Source organism: Streptomyces sp. NPDC000151, assembly GCF_040301705.1.
Lineage (GTDB): Bacteria > Actinomycetota > Actinomycetes > Streptomycetales > Streptomycetaceae > Streptomyces.
Map to the genome: position 1 here is coordinate 1 of NZ_JBEPFC010000068.1, position 21,418 is coordinate 21,418.

Here is a 21,418-nt window from a genome sequence, read left to right on the forward strand (position 1 = left end):
GCGCCCGCGCGTCGCGCACGGCGCGCGCCGCCCGGTCCAGCCCGTCCGCCCGTCCCGCGAGCCCCTTGACGCGCTCCTCGTGCGTACGGACCTGGAGGCGCGCCTCCATTTCCGTCTGCCGGGCGTTGGCCCCGTCGGCGGCGAGCCGGTCCCGTACGGCGGTGTCCGGCTCCTCCGCTCCCCCCTCACTCGACGCGGCGTCCTCCTCGGCGACGGCGAGACGTTCCGCCAGCTCCTCGGCCTCCTCGGTGGCCCGGGCCAGCGCCTCCTCGGCCTTGGCGACCGCGGCCGCCGACCGCTCGGCCTCGCCCACCGCACCCCTGGCCTGCCCGCCGAGCCGCCCCAGCGACTGGGCGACCTGCGACTTCTCGCGGTCGGCCGCGCGCCGCCGCTCCGCCAGCTCCTCGACCAGCGCGGCCCGTTCGGCCCGCCGCTCGGTGGCCAGCCGCTGGTCCTCCGCCAGCTGCTCGCAGCGCGCGGCCAGCTCCGTCAGCTCCGCCGCCGCCTCGTCGACGGACGCCTGCACCTCCAGCAGGCTCGGCGCACCGGCCGACCCGCCCTGCGCGAAGTGCGCCCCGAGCAGGTCGCCTTCGGCGGTCACGGCGGTCACGCCGGGCCGCGCGGCGACCAGGTCCTCGGCGTCCTCCAGCGTGCTCACCACGACGATGTCGCGCAGCAGCCGCCGCACGGCGGGCAGCAACTCGGCGGGCCCGTCGACCAGTTCGGCGGCAGCGGGCGGCGACCCGTCGGGGGTACGGGCGGCCGGTACCGAGGCGACGACGGCGCCATCGCCGGGGAGTTCGGAGGAGTCGGAGGAGTCCGTCGCCGCGTCCGGACCGCTGCGCGCACCGGGAATCGCGGGGCCTTCGGTACTGTCCTGCCGCTCGTCGTACGAGGCCCCTCCGGGTCCCCCGGCGCTCCGGCTGTCATCCGTCGCCCCGTCAGCACCGGCGGTGCCAGCAGGCCCTGTCGCCCCGTCATGCAAGGCGGTATCCCTCGGCGACCCCGGCAGGGACCGCTCCCCCACCGTCCCGGCCAGCGGGTGCTCGGTCGCCGTCCCGGTCAGCGGGTGCTCGGTCGCCGTCCCGGTCAGCGGGTGTTCGGCCGGGGCGCCGGTCAGCTGGTGCTCCGCCGGTGTCGCCGGGAGGAGGACCGCGCGTCCCGCGTCCTGCTTGCGCAGCAGCCGGATGGCCTCCGCGGCGGTCGCCGGGTCCGCGACGGCGATCGCGTCGGCCGCGGCGCCGAGCGCCGCCGCCACCGGGATCTCGTACCCCGGCTGTACGGTCAGCAGCTCGGCGGCCGGGCCGAGCAGTCCGCCCAGCCGGTCGGCGGCGGCCAGCAGCGCGCCCGTACCGTCCTTGCGGCGCAGGCCCAGCGCCAGCGCGTCGTGCCGGGCTGCGGTCGCGGCGCGCTTGCGTTCCGCCGAGGTCAGCGCCTCGCGGGCCATGGTCAGCGCGCGCTCCGCCGCCGCCAGCTCCTCCTTGGCCCGCTCGTGCCGGCCCGCCAGCTCCTCGTCGCCCGCGTCCAGCCCGTCGACCTCGGCCTTGAGCTGCTCGTACTCCTGCTGCGCCGCCTCCGCGCGGGCCTGCGCCGCGTCCCGCGACTCGGCCAGCCGGTCGATCTCGGCCTGCGCCGAGGCGGCCCGGCCGCGGGCCGCTGTGACCTGGCCGTGCAGCCGGGCCAGCCCCTCGCGCCGGTCGGCGATGGCCCGCGCGGCGTCCCGCAGCCGGCGCTCCTCGTCCTGCAGCTGCCGCTCCAGATCGCTGCGGTGCTCGACCATGTCGTCCAGCGCCCGGGTCGCCGCCTCCAGCGCGGCCTCCAGCTCCGCCTCCTGCTCCCGGATGCGGGCCGCCTCGCGCTCCATCTCCTCCGGGTCGCGGCCGCGGCGCTCCTCGGGGGGCGCGGCCTGCGCGCTCTTCACGCGCGCGTCGGCGAGCGAGATCGTGCCGCGTACCCGCTCCGCGAGCTGCGACAGCTCGTACCAGGTCTGCTGGGCGCGCTGCAGCCGCGGCGTCAGCGTCCGTACCTCTTCCTCCAGGGCCGCCTCGCGCCGCAGCGCCTCCTTCAGCTCGGCCTCGGTGGCCTCCCTGCGCTGCTTCAGCGCGGCCTCGTCCGCGATCTCCGTACGGAGCGCCTCCCGCAGCGTGACCAGGTCGTCGGCGAGCAGCCGCAGCCGGGCGTCGCGGAGGTCGGCCTGGATGACGGCGGCGCGGCGGGCGACGGCGGCCTGCCGGCCGAGCGGCTTGAGCTGGCGCCGCAGCTCGTCGGTGAGGTCCTGCACGCGCGCGAGGTTCGCCTGCATCGCGTCCAGCTTGCGCAGCGCCTTCTCCTTGCGCTTGCGGTGCTTGAGGACGCCGGCGGCCTCTTCGATGAAGGCGCGGCGGCCCATCGGGTCGGCGTGCAGTACGCCGTCGAGCTGGCCCTGGCCGACGATGACGTGCATCTCGCGGCCGATGCCGGAGTCCGACAGCAGCTCCTGGATGTCCAGCAGCCGGCAGGTGTCACCGTTGAGCTGGTACTCGCTGCCGCCGTTGCGGAACATGATCCGCGTGATCGTGACCTCGGCGTACTCGATGGGGAGCGCGCCGTCGGAGTTGTCGATCGTGAGGGAGACCTCGGCGCGGCCCAGCGGCGGGCGCCCCGTGGTCCCGGCGAAGATGACGTCCTCCATCTTGCCGCCGCGCAGCGACTTCGCGCCCTGCTCGCCCATGACCCAGGACAGCGCGTCCACCACGTTGGACTTGCCGGAGCCGTTGGGGCCCACGACGCAGGTGATGCCGGGCTCGAAGCGCAGCGTGGTGGCGGAAGCGAAGGACTTGAATCCTCGCAGGGTCAGGCTCTTGAGGTGCACGCCGTTGGACTCTACCTCTCGCCTACCGGACTTTTCGCCCGTCCCGGCCCGTCCTGGCGCGCCGCGGCGGCCGCGCTCCTGCGGCCGGTCGCGCCCGGTGCCCGCTGCCGTGCCGGGACCTTTTCGGTTTCACCGCGGAACGTGCAGGGCACATCAGACGGTAAGAGGCCGCCGGGAGGCGGGGGCGTGAACGACGAAGGGACGCCGAAGCGTCCCTTGAATCTTCATAGAGCGGTGCCTCAAGTGGCTGTCGTTTCAGCCCGACCGTCCCTTGGGGCGATGGTCAGGTGAGCGCCGGCTCCGCCTGGGGTACGTCGATGCTGTCGAGCAGCGAGTCGCCGTGACGTGCGGCAGCGGACAGCGCGTCGTTCTCCGCCTGAATCCTGACGATCTCGGATTCCAGATCCTGAACACGCTGCTGAAGCCGTCGCATCTCGGAGAGGACTCGGGGGTCGGAGCCGCCGACGTAACCGAGAAGCGCCTTTGCCATGATGGATGGTCCTCCACAATGAGTGACCGACCGAAGCGGTGGTGGGTCGTGAGGGAATCGCACCCGCGGTGTCTGTCATTCTTTGGTCTACGCAATGCCAAACAGCTAAGGTGCGCGGGGATTCCAGAGTCTCACCAAATGGATTGACGGTCAACACGATCACGCCCCGTATCCGAGGGCTCGTGAGCGCACACGCCTGCTGAAGACTCGCGGCGGCGCTCCGGAAACGGCCCCGGGGGCGTGGAGATCATCCTTACTGCCGCAGCCTTCCATGGGACGGCGAAATTGGCAACCACCAGCCGGTTTCTGCCTCCAGCAGGTGCCCGCGGCATGTCACGGGGCGGGTCGCGGGCGGCCCGGGCGACGGGTCGGCGGCCCTTCGTCAGCGGATGGCGAAGGTGCCGTACCCGCCTCGCGGCGTGTCCCAAATCTCAGTGACGCCGTCGACCCGCCCGGGCGTGTCCCCGGTACGCAGCCACTCCAGCAACTCCTCGCACCGCTCCCGGGGCCCCTCGGCCACGACCTGGACGCGGCCGTCCTCCAGATTGAGGGCGAAGCCGACCAAGCTCCCGATGCGCAGCGCGTTGGCCCGGGTGAACCATCGGAAGCCGACACCTTGCACACGGCCGCGCACCCAGGCCGTCAGACGGACATCTTCGTTCATGTGAGCACGCTAACCGGCCAATTGCTCAACGAGCACTTCGGCCCCATGCGTCGTGCCGTACAGTCACGCGGCATCACCAGTCACTCGTACGGGTGATTCGCCATTGACGTTCGCGGACGGAAGGAAGTCAGGGGATGGGCCGCCATCGACGCACCGCTCCCGTACCCGGAGCGCCGGCAGCCGAACCCACGACGGGCCGCCACCGCTCCGGCGGGGCGCCCGGCCACACTGGCCCCTTCCGCCCTACCCACCCCTTGCGCCCCGGTGGCATCCTGCGCACCGCTCCCGTACGGACCGGCCTGCTGGGCGTGTCGGCGGCGCTGGCGATGGGGGCCGTGGCGGTCTCGGCGGGGCTGGTACCGGGGAACGGCCCGTACGACCCGGAGCGCGCGGACGGCCCCGGCGGCCGGGTCAGCGCCGGCGCGCTGCCGGACGTGACCGCCACCCAGGGCGCACGGTCCCCGCTCCCCGCCGACCGCGGCGCCCGCCCGGCCGACCGCGGCGCCGCCCGCCCGGACGCACCCGGTGCCCGCCCGTCGCCCAGCGCGTCTCCGTCGGCAGGCGCGGCTTCCGGTACGGACGACGCCGAGCCCTCGGGCAAGGCGGGCCGCGACGCCGGCGACGGCGACGGCCGCTCCCGCTCCACGCCCGACAACCGCGGCGCCTCCCCCGAGGCCGCGCAGCCCACCACGCCCGCTTCGTCCGCCGCCCCTGCCGCGGGCTCGGCCTCCGCTCGGGTCCTCTCCCTGGTCAACCAGGAACGCGACAAGGCGGGCTGCGCCCCGCTCACCGCGGACGCGGCCCTCACCGACCTGGCGCAGACGTTCAGCGAGGACATGGCCCGGCGCGACTTCTTCGCCCACACCGACCCGGACGGCGCCACGCCCTGGGACCGCGCGAAGACCGCCGGCGTCACCGGCCTCGGCGGCGAGAACATCGCCCGCGGCCAGACCACCCCCGAGGCCGTCATGGACTCCTGGATGAACAGCCCCGGCCACCGCGCCAACATCCTCAACTGCGCCTACCGAACCCTCGGCGTAGGCACCCACCAGGCCCCGGGCGGCCCCTGGTGGACCCAGGACTTCGGCTTCTAAGCCCCCCAAGGGCGACATCTGCGCACCCCTGCGCCCCCGATTGCCGCATCGGCCTCCTGGCCGTCCGCTGCTACGCCTGCTGGAGCGTTGCGTCAACGCACTCGCCTTGCAGGACCGCGCCCTCGCCCCTTCTCGCGGCGACCCCGGACCCGACGAGCACACGTGGCACGAGCCGCCGCCCTGCCCCGACTGCGGAGCGGTGGGCAGCGTCCGGCGCACCAACTACGACCGCTGGGTGCGCCTGGCCGCCAAGGATCTCCCGGCCAAGGACGTGCCTCCTGAGCACCGCTGGCGACTGGAGACCGTCCGGACTCGGCACTCCTCGTACGGCGTCGGCCTCGTGGCCATGCGCCTCGGTGCCATCGAACCGCTTCCATCCGATCTTGTCTGCCCCGCGCACCGGACTGTGTGCCTGTGCCCCGAAGCCGAAGAAGAACGGCAGCGGTGGTATCGCGGCGGCTGACGCGAGCGCCGGACTCCTACCTCGGCCGCGGCGCCCTCTGGCACTTCGGGCAGTAGTAACTCGACCGGTTCATCCACGAGCGGCGGCGGATCGGGGTCGTGCAGCGGCGGCAGGGTTCGTCCTCGCGGCCGTAGGCGTCCAGGGAGCGTTCGAAGTAGCCGGACTCGCCGTTGACGTTGACGTAGAGGCTGTCGAAGCTCGTGCCGCCGACGGCGAGGGCGGCCGTCATGACGTCGCGGATGTGGCCGAGGAGTTCGGTGGTGCGGGGGCGGGTGAGGGTGGCCGTGGGGCGGTCGTAGTGCAGCTTGGCGCGCCACAGCGCCTCGTCGGCGTAGATGTTGCCGACGCCGCTGATCAGGGACTGGTCCAGGAGCGCGCGCTTGATCGTCGTACGGCGGCGGCGCAGCGCTTCGTGGAACGCGGCGTCGTCGAAGGCCGCGTCGAGGGGGTCGCGCGCGATGTGGGCGATCACGTCGGGGAGGCCGTCCGGGTCGCCGGGGACGGTGGGGTGGAGGGAGAGGCCGCCGAAGGTGCGCTGGTCGACGAAGCGGAGTTCGGTGTCGGTCGTGTCCTCGGGGAGGTCGGCTGCCGGCGCGACGCCGGGGGCGGCGGCCGCGTCGTCCGGTACGGTCGCCGCGTCCGTGAAGCGGATGCGGACGCGGAGGTGCTTCTCGTCGGGCGCGTCCTGCGGCTGGACCAGGAGCTGGCCGCTCATGCCGAGGTGGGCCAGTACCGAGAGGTCGCCGGCGAGCGGCAGCCACAGGTACTTACCGCGGCGGCGGGCCTCGCCGACGCGGTGGCCGGCCAGCTGTGCGGCGAAGTCCGCGCCGCCCGCCGTGTGGCGGCGCACCGCCCGCGGGTGCAGGACCTCCACCGTGTCGATCGTGCGGCCGCTGACCCAGCGCTCCAGACCGCGCCGTACGACCTCGACCTCGGGCAGCTCGGGCAAGGGATCTCCTCGGGACGTTGAGCACGGTGTGCGCGGTGGGGCCGCTGCGACGAAGCGGGTTCCAGGCGCCGGGAAAAGGAAACCCCGCCCGTCCTGCCCCTGTGAAGGGGTGGTCGGGCGGGGATCCGCGTGCGCGGGGCACGCGGCGCGCATTCAGCTCGCGGGGCCGCCGGCAGCGGCTTCCGTGGTGGCTTCCGAGGCGGCCTTGGCCGCCTCGTCCGCCGCCGCGCGGATCTCCCGCCAGGCGGACTCCGCCGCCTGCTGCTCGGCTTCCTTCTTGCTGCGGCCGGTGCCGGTGCCGTACGAGACACCACCGACGCGGGCGGCAGCAGTGAAGGTCTTCTCGTGGTCCGGGCCGGTCTCCGTGACCAGGTATTCCGGGACCCCGAGTCCTTCGGTCGCGGTCAGTTCCTGGAGGCTGGTCTTCCAGTCCAGGCCGGCGCCGAGGCTGGAGGACTTCTCGATCAGCGGGTCGAACAGGCGGTGCACCAGTTCGCAGGCCGCGTCGAGGCCCTGATCCAGGTAGACAGCGCCGATGACCGCTTCGAGTGTGTCGGCGAGGATGGATGCCTTGTCCCGGCCGCCGGTGCCTTCTTCACCCCGGCCGAGCCGGATGAAGGCACCGAGGTCCAGGCCGCGGCCCACCTCGGCGAGCGCACGCGAGTTGACCACCGCGGCCCGCAGCTTGGCCAGCTGGCCTTCGGGCAGGTCGGGGTGGATGCGGTACAGCGTGTCGGTGACCACCAGGCCCAGGACGGAGTCCCCGAGGAACTCCAGCCGTTCATTGGTGGGCAGCCCGCCGTTCTCGTATGCGAACGAGCGGTGCGTCAGCGCACGCACCAGAAGGGCGGACTCGAGCTTGTACCCGAGCCGCCCTTCCAGAAGCGTGTGGGACGAGGCCGTGTCCGCAGACGGAGTCTTCGAGGAGTTCTTCGACGAATCAGCGTCTGACATTGAGCCCGTCACCAGCCGCTCAGACCTCGAGGACCTGGCGCTTGTTGTAGGTGCCGCAAGCCGGGCACGCGATGTGCTGCTGCTTGGGCTCGTGGCAGCGCTCGCACGCCACCAGGGTGGGGACCGCAGCCTTCCACTGCGACCGGCGGTGGCGCGTGTTGCTGCGCGACATCTTCCGCTTCGGAACAGCCACGGCTACTTCTCCTGCTTCTCGTCGACGCCCGCTTCGGCGCCGCCCATGTTGTCCTTCTCGCCGTCCTGGTCGGTCACAGCGAGTCCCTGCAGTGCCGCCCAACGGATGTCGACGGCGTCGTGATGGTGGTCCGGGTCGTCCGCGAGCCGGGCTCCACAATCGGAGCACAGGCCCGGACAGTCGTCCTGGCACACCGGCTGCAACGGCAGTGCGAGCACCACCGCATCGCGCAGCACGGCTTCGAGGTCGAACAAGTCGTCCTCGAGGAAGAGGGTGTCCTCCTCGTCCTCGGCGTCGTCGCCTGCGTCCGCTGGACGGACCCGGGCGTCGGCGTCGGGGTAGGAGAACATCTCCTGGAAGTCCGCTTCGAGCTCACGCTCGATCGGCTCCAGACACCTTACGCACTCCCCTGTCACGGATGCACGGCCGGTGCCTGTGACAAGCACCCCGTCCATGACCGACTCCAGGCGGAGGTCGAGCTCCACCGGCGCGCCCTCGGGCACTCCGATGACCTCGTTGCCGAGGTCCGAGGGGGCCTCGACGGAGCGGGACACCTTCTTCATCGCGCCGGGACGACGACCCAGCTCGCGTGTATCGAACACGAGCGGAGAACGGTGGTCGAGGCGGGCGTTGATGGCTTCCTGCTTTCTACGGCGGTACGGCCGCCCGTTTCCGCACGAGGCGGTGGTCGGGCAGCACAGATCGCGGACGTATGCGCGACCGAACAGCCAGGATACTGGACGTGCCGCGATTGACCCAATCCACGGCCGGCGCCCCCGGCACCGCCGGCCCTGCAGACGCGTCAGTGCCCCTGCTCGTACTGCCGCAGCTGGTCGAGGTCGATCATGCTGGTGTCGAAGAGGCTGGTCTCGTCCAGGGCGGCGGGCTGCTGTCCGTGGTGCTGGGGCTGCTGAGGCTGCTGCGGCTGCTCGCCGTGCGGGAACTGCTGGGCCTGCTGCGGGACGTACGCGGCGGGGTCGTAGCCCTGCTGCTGGGCCTGCTGCTGCCAGCCGTAGCCGTAGGGGTCCTGCTGCTGGGCGTACTGCTGCGGCTGCTGGTAGCCGTACGCGTCCTGGCCGTAGCCGGCCGTGGCGTAGTAGTCCTGCTGCGGCGCCCCGGCGGCGGGCTCCAGGCCGGGCTGCTGTACGAAGGGCTGTCCCGCCGGCTGCCCCGCCTGCTGGTCGCCGGGCTGGGCCGCGGGCGCCTGGGGCGCGGCGGGCTGCTGGGCGGCGGCGAGGTCGGCGAGGTACTCGGCGTCGCCGGACTGGGGCAGGCCCGTCGCGGGGTCCGTGTGCGCGGCGAACCGGTCGCCCAGCTCGTCGCTGGGCTGCGCCCCGAGCAGCTTCTGACGGCCGCGCCCGACCGCCTCCAGGGTCTTGGTCAGCACCGCCTCGAAGGCGCCGAACTTGGCGTCCACGTACGCGTCGGCCCGCTGCCGCAGCGTCTCCGGGTCGGCGCTGCGCTCGGGCGCCTCGGTGTCCGCGTACCCCGCCTCGTCCAGGCCGGGGCCGCGGCCGAGCAGCTTCTCGCGCCCCCGGTCCACCGACCCGATGGTCTTGGTCAGCACGACCTCGAAGTTGGCGAGCTTGCTGTCGACGTAGTCGTCGGCCTCGGCGCGGATCTCCTCGGCCTCCCGGCGGGCCTCCGCGAGGATGCGGTCGGCCTCCTCCTGGGACTGCCGGGCGACCTCGGTCTCGGAGAGCAGCGAGCCGCGCTGGGCGTGCGCGCTCTCGATGATCCGCTCCGCCTCGGCGCGGGCGTCCTCGACCATCTGCTCGCGCCCGCCGAGCAGCTCCTGCGCCTGCGCGAGCGACCCCGGGAGCGCGGCCCGCACCTCTTCGAGCTTGGCCAGCAGCTCGGCGCGGTTGACCACGCAGGAGGCCGACATGGGCATGGACCGGGCATGGCCGACGGTCTCGACGATCTCGTCGAGCTTCTTCTGCACGTCCACTGGGGGCTCGCCACTCTCTGGGGGATGAAACGACGGAACGGGGACGACTGTACGGCCCTCGCCCCCGCCCCCGACACCCACTGACGTACCGTCAGCCGGTCGGCCCCGCAACGCTTCCGGCGTCACTTCTCCCCGAGGCGCTCCGTAAGGGCTTCGAAGACGAAGTCCGGTACCAGGTGGGACACGTCACCGCCCCAGGCCGCGACCTCCTTGACCAGGCTGGAGGAGAGGAAGCTGTAGGTCGGGTTGGTGGGGACGAAGAGCGTCTCCACGCCCGAGAGGCCGTTGTTCATCTGGGCCATCTGCAGCTCGTAGTCGAAGTCGCTGACCGCGCGCAGGCCCTTCACGATGGCCGGAATGTCGCGCTGCTTGCAGAAGTCGACGAGGAGGCCGTGGAACGCCTCGACCTCGACATTGCCGTACTCGGCGGTCGCCCGGCGAATCAGCTCGATCCGCTCCTCGACCGTGAACAGGCCCTGCTTGGACTTGTTGATCATCACGGCGACGTGGACCACGTCGTAGAGCTTGGAGGCCCGGGCGATGATGTCCAGGTGCCCATTGGTGACGGGGTCGAACGACCCCGGACAGACGGCACGGCGCACTTGAGGTTCCTCGCTCTCCGATCCGGTCATGACTCGCTTGCCGACGTGGCGTTCCCGTCAGGGCGGTCGCCGGCGTTCCCGTCGGCGTCCTCGCACGTCGAAGCGGCGCGACCGTACCAAAGCGTGGCCTCGCCGTAGCGGCGGGAGCGCAGACCCGTGAATCCGTCGGGCCAGCGGAATTCCCCGCCCCTGGTGCTGCGCTCCACGGTGGCGAGCGCGTCGTCCGTGATCCAGCCCTGGGAGCGGAGTGTGAGGAGGATCTCGCGAAGATCGTCGTCGGTGACGGCGTACGGCGGGTCCAGGAAGACGAGGTCGTACGGCTCGCCGGAGACCGGCCCGGCCACGACCTGTTCGGCCTTCGCGGCGCGGAATTCGGCGCCCGGGAGGCCGATGCCGCGGATGTTCTCGCGGATCGTGCGGGCGGCCTTCGGGTCGGCCTCGGCCAGCAGCACGGCCGCGGCGCCCCGGGAGAGCGCCTCCAGGCCGACCGCGCCCGAGCCGCCGTACAGATCCAGCACCCGGGCCCCGGTCAGCGGGCCGTCCAGCGCCTCCCAGGTGGAGAACAGGCCCTCGCGCGCCCGGTCGGAGGTCGGGCGGGTGCCCGTGCCGGGCGGCACGGCCAGGCGCCGGCCGCCGGCCACGCCGGCGATCACGCGGGTCATACGATTCTCGTCCTCAGCTGTGCGGCCCATGCGGCCCATGGGCGGGGCGGGGCCGGGAGCGGTCCCGCACCCCCACGATATGGCGTACGGGCCCCGGAGCCCGCGCCGAAGCGGGCGCTACCGGTCGTCGGCCTCCTCCGCGCCACCCACCAGGGCCGGTGAGGCGTACCGCGACCAGGACAGGCAGCCGTCCGGCGGGCAGTACTCGGGGCGGCGCGGGTCGTGGCCGAGCTCGCGCAGCTTCGTCCGTACCGAATCGGGCGTGCGGCCGAAGCGGGCGGCGACGCGCGCGATGGTCTCGCCCGCGTGGAACCGGCGCGTCAGGTCCTCCTCGTGCTGCGGCACCCAGGGCGCGCCGTGCCCGGGGAACAGCTCGCGCAGCACATCGCGGTCCGGTATCGGCTCGGCCACGTCGGCGACCAGCGCGAGGGCGCGCAAGGCGCGGTTCAGTGCGATCCGCAGGGCCGGGACCTCGGCCAGGGGCAGGGTGAGGGCGCCGGAGGCGAGGAGGGTCTCGGGGGCCTCCTCCTGCCAGCCCGTGAAGGTGAGCGTGACGGTCGCGTCGTCGTCGCTGGCGAGCTCGATGCGGAAGATCTTGTCGCCGAGCGGGAGTTCGTTCAGATGCCGGAATGCCATGAAACGGCCCCCCTGGTCCGCGCACGGCCGGCCGCCGAGGAAACGCGCACGGGCCGGCTCGTACGGGATTCAGTCTCCCAGGGGGGTCTGACAATGGGCCCGCGCCGCACGCCTGTTGCGGCACCGCCCGGTCCCGGCGCGCCCCGGGCCGGGACCGTCGCCCTCACCCCTTGTCGAGGTAACTCTCCCGCTCGGTGTCCAGCAGCGCGTCCAACGCGACCCGCAGCTCGGGCAGTCCGGCCAGCTCCGGGTCGTTCGCCACGGTCGCCGTCGCCTCCTCCCGGGCCGCCTCGATCACGTCCTCGTCCTCGATGACGGCGAGCATCCGGAGGCTGGAGCGCACCCCGGACTGCGCCTGCCCCAGGACGTCGCCCTCGCGCCGCTGCTCCAGGTCGATCCGGGACAGCTCGAAGCCGTCCAGCGTGCTCGCCACGGCGCCCAGCCGGGCCCGCGCCGGGCTCGCCTCGGGCATCTCCGTCACCAGCAGGCACAGGCCGGGCGCCGAACCGCGGCCCACCCGGCCGCGCAGCTGGTGCAGCTGCGAGACGCCGAACCGGTCCGCGTCCATGATCACCATCGCGGTCGCGTTCGGGACGTTCACCCCCACCTCGATGACGGTCGTCGCCACGAGGACGTCGACCTCGCCGGCGGCGAACCGGCGCATCACGTCGTCCTTGTCGTCCGGCTGCATCCGCCCGTGCAGCACCTCCACGCGCAGCCCCGCGAGCGGGCCCTTGGCCAGCTGCTCGGCGACGTCCAGTACGGCCAGCGGCGGCCGCTTCTCGGCCTCCTCCGCCGCGCCGGCCTCCTCCTCGGCCGCCTCGGCCTTCTTCTTCGCGCCCTTCGCGCCCTTGGGCTCCTCCGCCTCGTCGCCGATCCGCGGGCAGACCACGTACGCCTGGTGGCCGCCCTCGACCTCCTCCCGCACCCGCTCCCAGGCGCGCGCGAGGAAGTGCGGCTTGTCCTTGGCCGGCACCACATGGCTGGCGATCGGCGACCGCCCGGCCGGCAACTGGTCCAGTACGGACGTCTCCAGGTCGCCGAAGACCGTCATCGCGACCGTGCGCGGAATGGGCGTCGCCGTCATCACCAGGAGGTGCGGCGGCTGCTTGCCCTTGGAGCGCAGCGCGTCCCGCTGCTCCACACCGAACCGGTGCTGCTCGTCCACCACGACCAGCCCCAGGTCGTGGAACTGCACCTTGTCCTCGATCAGCGCATGCGTACCGATCACGAGCCCCGCCTCGCCCGTCACGAGGTCCAGCAGCGCCTGCCGCCGCGCGGCCGTGCCCATCGAACCGGTCAGCAGCACGACCTTCGTCCCGCGCTCCGCCCCGCCGAGCATCCCGCCCTCGGCCAGCTCCCCCATCATCTCGGTGATCGAGCGGTGGTGCTGCTGCGCCAGCACCTCGGTCGGCGCCAGCATCGCCGCCTGCCCTCCGGTGTCCACCACGGCGAGCATGGCCCGCAGCGCCACCATGGTGTTGTGCGTCACCGTGAAGTGGTCGGTCACGTACGCATGGCTCGGGTGCGCGACGCTGATGCACTGCACGGGCTTCCTACCGACGTACTCCACGGCCCGGATGCCCCGGCGGAAGGTGTTGTACTTCGGCCGTCCGTGCATGCGGCCGGCCTTCCGGGCGAGCCTGAACGGCGGGTATTCGTCGGGCAGAGCCACGGAAACGTTGAAGGCGTCCCGCTTGGGCAGGACCCGTGCGCGCCCGCCCAACGAGCGCACGAGCCACGCCACGTCATCGGCCAGCCGTCGCGAGGCCGAGCAGAAGGAGGCGGCCAGGCCGTTCTGCTGGACCGTACCGTCCGTGTCCATGAGCCCCTGCAGGGCGGCCAGCCGGTCCTTGACCGGCGCGTTCTTGTATCCGGCCGGAACGAACTTCTCGTGCGACGTGACGCCCCAGAGGCCGAGATCGCGCAAGGCCTGGATCACGGGGTTCCGGCGAGCTCCCCCCTTGGGTGCGGACAGCTGGATCGTGTGGTCACAATCCGAGCCGGTGACCGGCACGAGCCTGCAGTGCGGCGCCACTGCGGCGCCTGCCGCCACAAGCAGTTCGTCGTCCATGCTGGACAACCGGAGGTTGTGCCGGAAGGAACCGTCTCCCAAGAGGAGACCCAGCAGATACGAATCCAACGGGCGGCCTTCACCGCCCTCCAGGTCCACCGGCACTGCGGGCGCGATGTACCACTTCGACGAGCCGTTGGCCTTGAAGGTGTCCGTTCTGATCTCGCGGGTCGTCAGCACCTTCGGCCGTTCGCCACGGTGCAGCGCGCAACTCGTCCCGACGATCCAGAGGTGTTCGTCGTCGCATTCGACAGAACTACCGTCGGAGAGCACGAGACGCCACACCTCCCGCTCGCCTTGCGGAAAGACACCGTCCACCACAGCGATCTCGCCATTCGGCACCACCACTTCGTCACCGAGCGCCATGTCCCCCATGCGGCGGAATCCCTGGGGGGCCAGGACCGAGGAATCGAGCGGCTGTGCCTTCCCGCTGCCCACCTCCCCCTGGAGGAGGCGGTGCATCGGGTGGTCCGTGGCCAGGTCGTCGAAGATTTCGCGGCTGACCTTCTGCTGGCCGTCGGTGAGGGTGAAGGGCAGCCGGGCGTCGAAGGCGTCCAGCAGGCCGTCCTCGGTCAGCGGGCGGGGGACGGCGGGGAGCTGGGTCTCGGCGAAGCGGCGGCGGGCCAGCGCGACCTGGAGGACGAACGCCTCGTCCCACTTCAGGCGGGCCCGGGCGTCGGCGATGTCGGCCTTGGTGGCGGGCCGGTGGATCTTCAGCAGGGCCTCGGGCAGCGGGACCAGGCCGCGGCCCTCGCGGAGCGCGGGCGGCAGCGGGTCGACCGCCTCCCGGGCGCTGGGCAGCACCGCGTCGACCGCCTTGGCGACCTTCCAGGACGGCATCTTCTGGGCCGCCGGGTAGATCGGCAGGAGCTGGCCGGCGAAGGCGTCCACGGCGTCGTCGCCGCCCTCGCCCGCGAGGAGTTCGTACTCGGGGTGGGCGAGCTGGAGCTTGCGGTTGAAGACCGAGACCTTGCCCGCGAACATCGCGCGGCGGCCCGGGAGGAGGTCGTGCCGCGGCTTGTGGATGCCCTTGCCGAAGAAGACCAGCTGGAGCCGGCCGCTGCCGTCGGTGAGCGTGACCTCCAGGCGCTGGCCGCGGCCGTGGTTGAAGGTGTGCACGCGGGCGTCGGCGACCCGGGCGACGACCGTGACGTGCTCGTCGAGCGGGAGGTCGGCGAGGGTGGTCAGCTCGCCGCGCTCGGCGTACCGCCGGGGGTAGTGGTGCAGCAGATCGCCGACCGTGTGCAGGCCGAGGTGCTCGGCCAGCACCTTCGCGGTGGTGCCGCCGAGGATCTTCTTCAGTGGTTCATCCAGCACGGGTCCATTGCACACCACGCCACTGACAAGCGGCGGGAGGACCGGTGAACAGGCCGCGGGGAGGCGGCTACTCCACACCGATCAGCAGCAGCGACGACTGCCGGCCCCCGGCGTACACCACCGTGTCCACGGCCAGGTAGCGCTCGCGTACGTGGCGTTCGAGGCGGTCGGCCAGGTCCTGGGGGAAGTCCTCGCCGCACACGAGGGTGACCATCTCGCCGCCCGCCGAGAGCATCCGGTCCAGTACGTCGAGGGCGGTGGCCGCCGGGTCCGCGCCGATCACCGCGACGTCGCCGTCCACCAGCCCCAGTATGTCCCCGGCCTGGCAGACCCCGGCCATCGTCCAGGACTGCCGCTCGGCGACCGTCAGCTCGCCGTAGCGGGTGGCGCCCGCCGCCGAGGTCATCGCCACCACGTCCTCGTCGAACGTGCGGCCGGACTCATGGACGGCCAGCGCCGCGATGCCCTGGACCGCGGCCCGGGTGGGGATCACGGCGACGCGCACGCCTTCGGTACGGGCCTGGCCGGCCGCTGCCGCGGCCGTGTGCCGCAGGTCGGCGTCGTTCGGCAGCAGCACCACCTCGCGGGCGTGCGCCTGCCGGATCGCCTGGACCAGCTCGCCGCTGGCGGGCGGCTCCCCGGGGCGTACGGAGACCACCGTCGCGCCGGCCTCGGCGCACAGCCCGGCCAGCCCGTCTCCCGGTACCACCGCGACCACGGCCCGTTCCGCGCGCTCCGGGGCCGCGCTCCGGGCGGCCTCGGCGCCCGCGAAGTGCGTGATGCGGATCCGGTACGGGCGGCCCGCCTCGATGCCCGCCTCGACGGCCGCGCCCGCGTCGTCCACGTGCACGTGGACGTTCCACAGGCCGTCCCCGCCGACCACGACCAGGGAGTCGCCGAGCCCGTCGAGCCGGGTGCGCAGCCGGGCCACGGCCTCGTCGTCGGCCTCCAGGAGGTAGATCACCTCGAAGGCGGGGCCGTCGGCGGCGGCGTGCTCGTCGGGGCCGCAGCCGCCGGCCTCGGTGACGACCGTGGCGGGGTCCGTGCCGCTCCAGGAGGCGGGGGCGCCCACGGCGATCCGTACGCCGCCGGTCGCTGCCGTGCGCTCCCCGGACAGCGCGTCCGCGAGCGCGCCCAGGACGGCGACCAGGCCGCAGCCGCCCGCGTCGACCACACCGGCCCTGCCCAGCACCGCGAGCTGCCCAGGAGTGGCGTCCAGCGCCTTCCTGGCGCCCTCGTGGGCCGCGCGGGCCACCGCCACCACGTCACCGGCCGGCACGGCCCCCTCGGCGGCGTCGGCGGCGGCCGTCGCCACGGTGAGGACCGTGCCCTCCACGGGGTGCGCCACCGCCTCGTACGTGGACGCCGCGGCCCGCCGCAGTGCACGCGCCAGTGCCTCGGCCGTCCCGTGATCCGCCGCCCCGGGGGCGTGCGCCAGTACCTCCGTCATGCCGCGCAGCAGCTGCGCCAGGATGGTGCCGGAGTTGCCGCGGGCCCCGATGAGCGCGCCGTGCGCCATCGCGCCGATCGCGTCGGCGAGGCCGGGCGCGGTACCGGAGGCGGCGTGCCCGTCGAAGGCGGCGTCGACCGCGCGGGCGGCGGATTCCACGGTCAGGTAGAGGTTGGTGCCGGTGTCACCGTCCGCGACCGGGTAGACGTTGATCGCGTCGATCCGCTCGCGGTCCCGGCCGAGCGCCTCCAGGGCCAGCCCGCACCAGGCGCGGACCGCGGCAGCGTCGAGCGTGTGCGGCACCGTGCGTCCTCGGGGCACCGTGCGTCCTCCTCGGTCGCTGTATGTCCTCCCCGGTCGGGGCAGGCAGTGCACCGCAGGGTAGCCGCGGACGGGACCGGTGCTCGGGCGGGGGCCCCGGGCGGTCATGGTAGTTTCGTAGGGCGGGAGCGGTCGTTGTATGCTGCTCCGGTTGCCCGATGCGAATCGGGCTTTTTCCCCTCCCGGCACCGCTTGTCGTTCAATGCACTCGGCGCGCTGGGAATTACCGTAAGTGCATCTGAAGTCTTTGGAGTGACCCGTGGCTGCCAACTGCGACGTCTGCGGCAAGGGGCCGGGCTTCGGCAAGAGCGTTTCTCACTCGCACCGCCGCACCAACCGTCGTTGGAACCCCAACATTCAGACGGTGCGCGCTGTGATCGGGCGCACGCCGAAGCGGCTCAACGTCTGCACCTCGTGCATCAAGGCCGGCAAGGTCGCGCGCTGACGTTACGTCGTGGCGCAGCCTCTGCCGGTTGCCTTGAAGCCGGTCCACCTCCGGGTGGGCCGGCTTTTCTGTTGTCCGGGGGGCCGCGCGGGCGGGGCGTGCCCCACGAGGGACGCCCCCGCGGCGGCGGTCAGCGCAGCCGCCACCCGTGGTCGACGGGCCCGATGCCGCCGCCCAGCCGGAAGCCGGCCGCGATCGCGCCCGTGACGTACTCCTTCGCCGCCGCCACGGCCTCCGGAACGGTATCGCCGTGCGCCAGCCGGGCGGCGATCGCGCTGGCGAGCGTGCAGCCCGTGCCGTGCGTGTGCCGGTTGTCGTGGCGCGGGGCCCGGAGCCAGTGCTCCTGATCACCGTCGGTGAGCAGGTCCACCGCGTCGCCCGCCAGGTGCCCTCCCTTGATCAGCGCCCAGCGCGGCCCGTGGGCCAGGATCGCCGCGGCCGCCCGCCGCAGGTCGGCCTCTTCCCGCACCTGTACGCCCGTGAGCTGGGCCACCTCGTCGAGGTTGGGGGTGGCGACGGTCGCGGTCGGCAGCAGCTTCGTACGGACCGCGTCCAGGGCCGTGGCGGCGAGCAGCGCGTCGCCGTGCTTGGAGACGCCCACGGGGTCGACGACGACGGGCGCGGCGATCTCCGCGAGCAGCCCGGCGACCGTCTCGACCAGCTCGGGCGAGGAGAGCATGCCGGTCTTGACCGCCTGGACGCCGATGTCGTCCACGACGCTGCGGAACTGGGCCCGTACCGCCTCGGCGGGCAGCTCCCAGGCGCCCTGGACGCCCAGGGAGTTCTGCGCGGTGACGGCGGTCAGCACGCTCATGCCGTGCGTGCCGAGCGCCAGCATCGTCTTCAGGTCGGCCTGGATGCCGGCGCCGCCGCCGGAGTCGGAGCCTGCGACGGTCAGGACGCGGGGTGGTGTGTGCATGCCCCGAATCTAATCGACCGCCGGATCCGGCCGGCCACGTCGCCCCGGCCCAGGAGGCGTCTCAGCCGACCACGTCGTCGTCGCCGAAGTGGTCCCAGCCGCCCTTGGTCCAGGGCGCGCCGTCCACCGTCACCTGGGGCAGCGCGGAGGGGTTGAGGACCTCGCCGATGACCTTCCAGCGGGCGGGGAGCTTCACGTCCGGCGGGAAGGTCGCCACGATCGCGTGGTCCTCGCCGCCGGAGAGCACCCACTGCAGCGGGTCCACGCCGCAGGCCGTACCGATGTCGGCCATCTGCGAGGGCACGTCGATCTTCTGGGACTGCAGATCGATGCGGACCTTGCTGGCCTCGGCGATGTGCCCGAGGTCGGCGACCAGGCCGTCGCTGACGTCCGTCATGGCGGTGGCGCCGAGCCCGGCGGCCGCGGGGCCCGCGTGGTACGGCGGCTCCGGCCTGCGGTGCGCCTCCACGAAGGCGCGCGGGGAGCGGAAGCCGCGGGTGAGGACGGCGTGGCCCGCCGCGGACCAGCCGAGCCAGCCGGTGACCGCGACGACGTCGCCGGGCTGGGCGCCGCCCCGGGTGACCGGCTCGGCGTTGCGCAGGTCGCCGAGGGCGGTGATGGCGACGGTGATGATCTCGCCGCGCACGACGTCGCCGCCGACCACGGCGGCGCCCGCCACCTGGCACTCGTCGCGCAGCCCGTCCATCAGCTCCGTCGCCCACGTCGCGGGGAGTTCGGCGGGCACCACGAGGCCGAGCAGGATGGCGGTGGGGACCGCGCCCATGGCGGCGATGTCGGCGAGGTTCTGGGCGGCGGCCTTGCGGCCGACGTCGTAGGCGGTGGACCAGTCGCGGCGGAAGTGCCGCCCTTCGAGGAGTACGTCCGTACTGGCCACGACCCGGCGGTCCGGCGCGGTGACCACGGCGGCGTCGTCGCCCGGTCCGATGCGTACGGCCGGGGTGGAGGTGAGCCGCGAGGTCAGCTCTCTGATGAGGCCGAACTCCCCCAACTCGCCGACGGTGCCCTTCATGCTGTTGCCCTTCCCATGCGTACGGACCTTCCGTACTCCACTGACGCGTCGCGCACGGCCGACGCCGCCTTCCCGGACGGCCGCGCTCCGGATGACGCGTTCCGCGTCGGCGGCCGCGAACTGTTCGCCGCGTCCGCCGCGCGGGTCTCCCCGCTCCGCTCGGCGACGCGGTACCGTGGCGTCCCTTCTTCCCACATGATCCTCGAAGCCGCCCTGGAGGTCCCGTGGTACAGGCGTACATCCTGATCCAGACCGAGGTCGGCAAGGCGTCCGCGGTCGCCGAAGTGATCGCCAAACTGCCCGGCGTGCTCCAGGCCGAGGACGTGACCGGTCCCTACGACGTGATCGTGCGTGCCCAGGCTGACACGGTCGATGATCTGGGCCGCATGGTGGTCGCCAAAGTCCAGCAAGTGGACGGCATCACGCGCACCCTGACCTGCCCGGTGGTTCATATCTAGTCCCCCGTATGCTCGGCCGGGTGAAATCCTCGCCAGGCCGGTCGCTCGCTGCTCCGCCGCTGCTCGCCGTGCTGATCACAGTGGCGGGCTGTGCCCCGTCCGACGATTCGGCGAGCGTGGCGGTTCCCGCCCCGAAGGGGGAGCCGGCCCGGCTCTGCCGAGCGCTGCACGGGAAACTGCCCGACACCGTGGACGGTCTGAAGCGGCGGACCGCCGATCCCGTCTCCGACTTCACCGCCGTGTGGGGATCGCCCGCCGTGCGCCTGCGCTGCGGCGTGCCGAAGCCCGACGTGCTGAAGCCTGGTAATGAACATTACAACCCGCTGCAGGACGCCGCGGAAATCAACGGCGTCGAGTGGCTCTTCGAGAAGCAGGACGACGGCTATCGCTTCACGACCGTGCTGCGCCGCGCGAACGTCGAGGTGACCGTGCCGGGGAAGTACGCGCCCGAGGTCGATGTGCTCACCGACCTGGCGTCGGCCGTGAAGAAGACCGTTCCGGTCGGAGTCGTGTAGGACCCGGTCAACGTCGCGCAGAATCCGGTCGAGGTCGCGCAGGACACGCCCCGACCGGTCGCCGCGGAGGCTCAGCGCAGGCCCGTGGAGCGCCGCAGCGCCGCCTGGATGAGCCGGTCCACCAGCTCGGCGTAGCTCACCCCGGACTCCTGCCACATCCGCGGGTACATCGAAATGGGCGTGAAGCCCGGCAGGGTGTTGATCTCGTTGATGACGAACTCGCCGTTGTCCTGCAGGAAGAAGTCGGCGCGCACCAGGCCCTCGCAGGACGCCGCCTCGAACGCCTCGACGGCCAGCTCCTGGACGCGCGCCGTCTGCTCCTCGGTGAGCGGCGCGGGCACCAGTCCGGCGGCGGAGTCGATGTACTTGGCCTCGAAGTCGTAGAAGTCGTGCGCGGTGACCGGCGGGATCTCGGCCGGGACGCTGGCCCGCGGGCCGTCCTCGAACTCCAGCACGCCGCACTCGATCTCCCGGCCGCTCAGCAGCGACTCGACCAGGATCTTGGGGTCGTGGCGGCGGGCCTCCTCGACGGCCTCGTCCAGCCCGGAGAGGTCGTCCACCTTGGAGATGCCCATGGAGGAGCCGGCCCGGGCGGGCTTCACGAACAGCGGCCAGCCGTGCTCGCCGGCGAAGTCCACGATCTTCTTGCGCGCCGCAGCGGGGTCCTGCTCCCACTCGCGCGGGCGGATGACCTCGTACGGGCCGACCGGCAGCCCGAAGGAGGCGAACACCCGCTTCATGTAGTCCTTGTCCTGGCCGACGGCCGAGGAGAGCACGCCGGAGCCCACGTAGGGCACGCCGGACAGCTCCAGGAGGCCCTGGAGGGTGCCGTCCTCGCCGTACGGGCCGTGCAGGACGGGGAAGACCACGTCGACGTCGCCGAGCACCTTCGGCACCTGGCCGGGCTCGCTGTAGACGACCTCGCGGCTGGTGGGGTCGACCGGCAGGACCACGGAGCCGTCGGCGGACTCGGCCAGCTCCGCCACGCTCGGCAGCTTCCGGTCCGTGATGGCCATCCGCTCCGGCGCGTCGGCGGTCAGCGCCCAGCGGCCGTCCGACGTGATGCCGATCGGCAGCACGTCGTACTTCTCGCGGTCGATGGCGCTCAGTACGGCGCCCGCGGTGACCACGGAGATGGCGTGCTCGGAGCTGCGCCCGCCGAACACGACGGCGACGCGGGGCTTCTGGGAGGAGGTCTCGCTGCTCATATCGCGTCGAGACTACCTGTTGGTACGGCCGATGCGAATGACTTGGGGGGCGTGGGGCGCTTCAATGGGCCATGGTCGGCGGGGGCGTGGCGGGGGCCTCTCCCTCTCCGCGTTCCTGGCAGGGCCCTCCGCCTCCGCGTTCCTGGCAGGGCCCTCCGCCTCCGCGTTCCTG

21 protein-coding genes are annotated in these 21,418 nt (G+C 72.8%); 5 read left to right on the forward strand and 16 right to left on the reverse strand.

What is annotated here, in order from left to right; translation table 11 throughout:
• The 3 genes from ABT381_RS19855 to ABT381_RS19865 form a co-directional block, all read right to left on the reverse strand.
• Nucleotides 1–2,851: SMC hinge domain-related protein (locus tag ABT381_RS19855; RefSeq protein WP_351595731.1), on the reverse strand; the 2,851-nt coding region annotated here is incomplete at its 3' end.
• Between the two features lie 283 nt (nt 2,852–3,134).
• Complete coding sequence (locus ABT381_RS19860; RefSeq protein ID WP_351595734.1) at nt 3,135–3,341, reverse strand: hypothetical protein; 207 nt, start codon at nt 3,339–3,341, stop codon at nt 3,135–3,137.
• Between the two features lie 382 nt (nt 3,342–3,723).
• The gene (locus tag ABT381_RS19865) at nt 3,724–4,005 is read right to left on the reverse strand and encodes an acylphosphatase (protein WP_351595737.1); all 282 of its coding nucleotides are present in this window, start codon (nt 4,003–4,005) and stop codon (nt 3,724–3,726) included.
• A 134-nt stretch (nt 4,006–4,139) separates the two neighbouring features.
• Here ABT381_RS19865 and ABT381_RS19870 point away from each other — a divergent pair, with 134 nt between their 5' ends.
• The gene (locus ABT381_RS19870) at nt 4,140–5,099 is read left to right on the forward strand and encodes a CAP domain-containing protein (protein ID WP_467754715.1); all 960 of its coding nucleotides are present in this window, start codon (nt 4,140–4,142) and stop codon (nt 5,097–5,099) included.
• A gap of 106 nt (nt 5,100–5,205) precedes the next feature.
• Entirely contained in the window at nt 5,206–5,562 is a 357-nt protein-coding gene (locus tag ABT381_RS19875) for a DUF6083 domain-containing protein (protein WP_351595743.1), read from the forward strand.
• A 16-nt stretch (nt 5,563–5,578) separates the two neighbouring features.
• Here the strand turns inward: ABT381_RS19875 and mutM are convergent, their stop codons facing one another.
• The 10 genes from mutM to ABT381_RS19925 all read right to left on the reverse strand — a co-directional run bounded on the left by mutM (nt 5,579) and on the right by ABT381_RS19925 (nt 16,653).
• A complete protein-coding gene (gene mutM / locus ABT381_RS19880) occupies nt 5,579–6,511 on the reverse strand; it encodes a bifunctional DNA-formamidopyrimidine glycosylase/DNA-(apurinic or apyrimidinic site) lyase (protein WP_351595746.1) in 933 nt (310 codons plus the stop codon).
• Between the two features lie 153 nt (nt 6,512–6,664).
• Complete coding sequence (rnc, locus tag ABT381_RS19885; protein WP_351595749.1) at nt 6,665–7,465, reverse strand: ribonuclease III; 801 nt, start codon at nt 7,463–7,465, stop codon at nt 6,665–6,667.
• A 19-nt stretch (nt 7,466–7,484) separates the two neighbouring features.
• On the reverse strand, nt 7,485–7,658 hold the full coding sequence (gene rpmF, locus ABT381_RS19890) for a 50S ribosomal protein L32 (protein WP_028802425.1): 174 nt from the start codon (nt 7,656–7,658) through the stop codon (nt 7,485–7,487).
• A 2-nt stretch (nt 7,659–7,660) separates the two neighbouring features.
• Nucleotides 7,661–8,260 carry a YceD family protein gene (locus ABT381_RS19895; RefSeq protein WP_351595752.1) on the reverse strand — a complete coding sequence of 200 codons (600 nt, stop codon included), beginning with the start codon at nt 8,258–8,260 and terminating at the stop codon, nt 7,661–7,663.
• Between the two features lie 200 nt (nt 8,261–8,460).
• Nucleotides 8,461–9,609, reverse strand: a complete 1,149-nt coding sequence (locus ABT381_RS19900; RefSeq protein WP_351595755.1) for a F0F1 ATP synthase subunit B — start codon at nt 9,607–9,609, stop codon at nt 8,461–8,463.
• Between the two features lie 122 nt (nt 9,610–9,731).
• The gene (gene coaD, locus ABT381_RS19905; RefSeq protein WP_351595758.1) at nt 9,732–10,211 is read right to left on the reverse strand and encodes a pantetheine-phosphate adenylyltransferase; all 480 of its coding nucleotides are present in this window, start codon (nt 10,209–10,211) and stop codon (nt 9,732–9,734) included.
• 26 nt (nt 10,212–10,237) lie between these two features.
• Nucleotides 10,238–10,903: a 16S rRNA (guanine(966)-N(2))-methyltransferase RsmD gene (gene rsmD / locus ABT381_RS19910; protein ID WP_351595761.1), complete on the reverse strand. Its 666-nt coding sequence runs from the start codon at nt 10,901–10,903 to the stop codon at nt 10,238–10,240.
• An 87-nt stretch (nt 10,904–10,990) separates the two neighbouring features.
• Nucleotides 10,991–11,509 carry a hypothetical protein gene (locus tag ABT381_RS19915; RefSeq protein ID WP_351595764.1) on the reverse strand — a complete coding sequence of 173 codons (519 nt, stop codon included), beginning with the start codon at nt 11,507–11,509 and terminating at the stop codon, nt 10,991–10,993.
• A 163-nt stretch (nt 11,510–11,672) separates the two neighbouring features.
• A complete protein-coding gene (locus ABT381_RS19920; RefSeq protein ID WP_351595767.1) occupies nt 11,673–14,900 on the reverse strand; it encodes a helicase-related protein in 3,228 nt (1,075 codons plus the stop codon).
• Between the two features lie 67 nt (nt 14,901–14,967).
• Nucleotides 14,968–16,653 (reverse strand): DAK2 domain-containing protein, encoded by a 1,686-nt coding sequence (locus ABT381_RS19925; protein ID WP_351595823.1) that lies wholly within the window; start codon nt 16,651–16,653, stop codon nt 14,968–14,970.
• A 277-nt stretch (nt 16,654–16,930) separates the two neighbouring features.
• Between ABT381_RS19925 and rpmB the strand changes: the two genes are divergently transcribed.
• Nucleotides 16,931–17,116, forward strand: a complete 186-nt coding sequence (gene rpmB / locus ABT381_RS19930; RefSeq protein WP_030267048.1) for a 50S ribosomal protein L28 — start codon at nt 16,931–16,933, stop codon at nt 17,114–17,116.
• Between the two features lie 130 nt (nt 17,117–17,246).
• Here rpmB and thiD read toward each other — a convergent pair whose 3' ends face one another.
• Entirely contained in the window at nt 17,247–18,035 is a 789-nt protein-coding gene (gene thiD / locus ABT381_RS19935) for a bifunctional hydroxymethylpyrimidine kinase/phosphomethylpyrimidine kinase (protein ID WP_351595771.1), read from the reverse strand.
• A gap of 61 nt (nt 18,036–18,096) precedes the next feature.
• On the reverse strand, nt 18,097–19,065 hold the full coding sequence (locus tag ABT381_RS19940; RefSeq protein ID WP_030267042.1) for a thiamine-phosphate kinase: 969 nt from the start codon (nt 19,063–19,065) through the stop codon (nt 18,097–18,099).
• Between the two features lie 224 nt (nt 19,066–19,289).
• Here ABT381_RS19940 and ABT381_RS19945 point away from each other — a divergent pair, with 224 nt between their 5' ends.
• Both ABT381_RS19945 and ABT381_RS19950 read left to right on the forward strand, forming a co-directional pair.
• Complete coding sequence (locus ABT381_RS19945; RefSeq protein ID WP_351595775.1) at nt 19,290–19,523, forward strand: Lrp/AsnC family transcriptional regulator; 234 nt, start codon at nt 19,290–19,292, stop codon at nt 19,521–19,523.
• A gap of 8 nt (nt 19,524–19,531) precedes the next feature.
• Nucleotides 19,532–20,038, forward strand: coding sequence for a DUF3515 domain-containing protein (locus ABT381_RS19950; protein WP_351595778.1), 507 nt, complete (start codon nt 19,532–19,534; stop codon nt 20,036–20,038).
• Between the two features lie 71 nt (nt 20,039–20,109).
• On the opposite strand, the gene ABT381_RS19955 is transcribed toward ABT381_RS19950, so the two are convergent.
• The gene (locus ABT381_RS19955) at nt 20,110–21,246 is read right to left on the reverse strand and encodes a D-alanine--D-alanine ligase family protein (RefSeq protein WP_351595781.1); all 1,137 of its coding nucleotides are present in this window, start codon (nt 21,244–21,246) and stop codon (nt 20,110–20,112) included.
• Nucleotides 21,247–21,418: the final 172 nt, after the last annotated feature.